We start from the raw sequence: 2,524 nt of genomic DNA, 5'->3' as shown, positions 1-2,524 counted from the left end.
GAAGCTTGATGAGAACCAAAAGACCTCACCAAGTTTACACTTTTCGGTGTGAACTTAGTGAAGGTCTCGCTTTCAAATATTGATTACTTGCCATCTGAACCAGGCTCATCGCCAGTATGTTGATTCAGATGTACTGGCTTTTAATTTTTTTGGCCAGCAGCTACTCCCCTTCTATGCGAATGTAATTATACATCTTTTCCGGGTATAAGTCAACGAATTAGGAAATCAAGAGGTATTGGCAGTTTTCATAGAAAATGTTTAGATAATTTTTCGTATATCTTTACTGTGATTGTAGTCTGGAAGAATGCTTAGACATAGCCCGTCATAGACATCGCACTAACGCTACAACGGCGTAACCTATTAGCTATGTAGAGTGAAACTATCAATTAAGTCAGAGGTGACGTAATAATCACCTCAACCTATTGTTTACTTGCACATAATGCCAATTCATTCAAAAAAATAGATTGATCAATCATGCACAGGGTTAAGGCCAAATCCTCTTCTATTACGCAATTCCAACCAACTTTGCGCTTAGTTCCCACATGCGATCGCCTTTTTCATCATCGCGGGCTTGAGGAGAGACCTTTTGAACAAAGGACTTGCCATCTTTCTTCTGGCGATTTCCCCAACTCCAATAAGCACCAGATTGATTGTATTCAGGTTCGGCAACTACCGCAGCAACCCGTTCTCCTGCCAACTCCTGAGACACATATCCCCCAGTGATGTACTTCTGGAATAATGGGAAGATTTTCTGAAATAAAGGATAGTGGTTTCTAAATAGCGGCGTTTCTGCAACACATCCCGGATAGAGAGAGCTGAAGGCGATACCTGTTGACTCGTGATAGCGCCGATGCAGTTCCCGCATAGTCAGCACGTTGCAAACCTTGCTGTCTTTGTAAGCTTTGACGGGTTCAAACTTCTTGCCGTCAATCATTGAGATTGGCTCTTTAAATCCTTCTGCAAACCCTTGCAAATCGCCCAAGTCGGGACGCGGCGGAATCTTCCCACCCAGTTCGTCTGGATTGTGGGTGACAGTTCCTAAAATTACGAGCCTTGGCTCTGAAGATGACTTCTTCAGATCCTCTAGCATTAGGTTGCACAAAAGGAAATGTCCAAGGTGATTTGTGGTGACAGTTAACTCGTAACCTTCTGGACTGCGTAAAGGCTCCTTTATTAAGGGCATATAAATTGCAGCATTGCACACCAAAGCATCTAGAGAGTTGCCGCTTGCTCGAAAGTTATTCACAAATTGTCGAACGCTTTCTAAAGAGCCAAGATCGATATGCATGATAGTGTAGCTACCCTGATGCGGGATTCCTACAGATTGGGCTGCAAGTTGAGCCTTCGCTATATCCCTACAAGCCATTACTACATACCATCCTCTTTCAGCAAGAGCCTTGGCAGCGTACAAACCGACCCCTGAAGAGGCACCTGTGATTATAACCGTTGGCTTGTGATGTTGTTCCATTATGTTGAGCCTCCATTGACTGTCTCTAGGATCTCACACCAGTGAGCCATCATTGTCACCAGCTTTTTCAATGCTGGATTAACCTGAACTAACCCGTACTCCAAATAAGTACTCTTAATTTTTTGCTCTCGTTTTGAGAGACTCATATACTGAATACGATAAAGGCAAATGGAAAAATGACTTTTACTTTTGACGAAACTGCTTATTGAAATCTAGTAGCTGAAGTTGCTCCCAAGGTAATTGAAACGGAAGACGAATACGAACGTATATTGAGAGTGGTAGAGCGTCTAAACCTTTGCAAAAAATCGCACTCCAGAGCAGCGAGTTCTATATAAATTGCTGGTGAAGCTGATTGAAGTATATGAAACACAGAACTACCCGATGGATTTATCCGTGCCTCATGAGATACTTCAACACATCATGGAAGCAAGTGGAACCCGTCAAGCTGATTTGGTAGGCGTTATTGGATCGAGCGGTGTGGTGTCTGAAGTTGTTACAGCACTTCCGGCAGCTATGAGGTACATCCTAAAAGCTGAAAGCAATGATAGGGGAGGGGCAAAGAGAAAACTATATTGCATAATAGCCGGAAGCGCTGTAATGGTAAGCGTTCGATTAGCAAGGCACAAGCCAGAATACTTGGTGATTACTTCAAGGTTTCACCTAGCCTATTTATTTAAGCCTCAATTTAAATTATGGGTGACAGGCAATCACTCAGTTCGATTTCCCATCTTGATCAATTATGACTGCAATCTCATCTTTAAAACCAGCTTGAATATAAAGCGTTTTCAACTTTTGGTTATAGCCTAGCTATCTAGCTTTGCTCCAGGAAAATCATAAAAAGCTTTATCAAAATATTTTGCTAACTGAATATCTCGATCTGAGATTTGATGACCAATGTCCCAACTTGTTAGATATACTCTAACTGTTCGCCAAACATTTTCCCATCGAGGATGGTGGAGTGCAATATCACACCCGGGCGCAACCTGATTCATGAATTCGATGGCATGGCGGAAAGTTTTGAAGTTGTACTGGCGAAAAATTTCAACACGCACTTTA

At 42.4% G+C, this 2,524-nt stretch carries 3 protein-coding genes and 1 pseudogene; 1 reads left to right on the top strand and 3 read right to left on the bottom strand.

What is annotated here, in order from left to right; genetic code table 11:
• Positions 1-505: 505 nt before the first annotated feature.
• Both VE944_RS02515 and VE944_RS02510 read right to left on the bottom strand, forming a co-directional pair.
• Complete coding sequence (locus tag VE944_RS02515; protein WP_324971789.1) at positions 506-1,468, bottom strand: protochlorophyllide reductase; 963 nt, start codon at positions 1,466-1,468, stop codon at positions 506-508.
• Complete coding sequence (locus VE944_RS02510) at positions 1,468-1,614, bottom strand: hypothetical protein (protein ID WP_324971786.1); 147 nt, start codon at positions 1,612-1,614, stop codon at positions 1,468-1,470. Before VE944_RS02510 ends, VE944_RS02515 begins: the two co-directional genes overlap by 1 nt.
• 93 nt (positions 1,615-1,707) lie before the next feature.
• On the opposite strand from VE944_RS02510, the pseudogene VE944_RS34050 reads away from it, so the two are divergent.
• Positions 1,708-2,145: pseudogene (locus tag VE944_RS34050) on the top strand (helix-turn-helix domain-containing protein).
• A gap of 126 nt (positions 2,146-2,271) precedes the next feature.
• On the opposite strand, the gene VE944_RS02500 reads toward VE944_RS34050, so the two are convergent.
• On the bottom strand, positions 2,272-2,524 hold a 253-nt coding region (locus VE944_RS02500), incomplete at its 5' end, for a 4a-hydroxytetrahydrobiopterin dehydratase (RefSeq protein WP_324971784.1).

Origin of the sequence: Nostoc sp. (assembly GCF_035638895.1) — a bacterium.
GTDB lineage: Bacteria > Cyanobacteriota > Cyanobacteriia > Cyanobacteriales > Nostocaceae > Nostoc.
The sequence above is the reverse complement of the archived record's forward strand: the minus strand, read 5'-3'. Positions and strand labels throughout refer to the sequence as shown.

Excerpts from the sequence above, each read along its gene's own strand:
- VE944_RS02515 (WP_324971789.1), bottom strand. The coding sequence starts at position 1,468 with ATGGAACAACATCACAAGCCAACGGTTATAATCACAGGTGCCTCTTCA.
- VE944_RS02510 (WP_324971786.1), bottom strand. The coding sequence starts at position 1,614 with ATGAGTCTCTCAAAACGAGAGCAAAAAATTAAGAGTACTTATTTGGAG.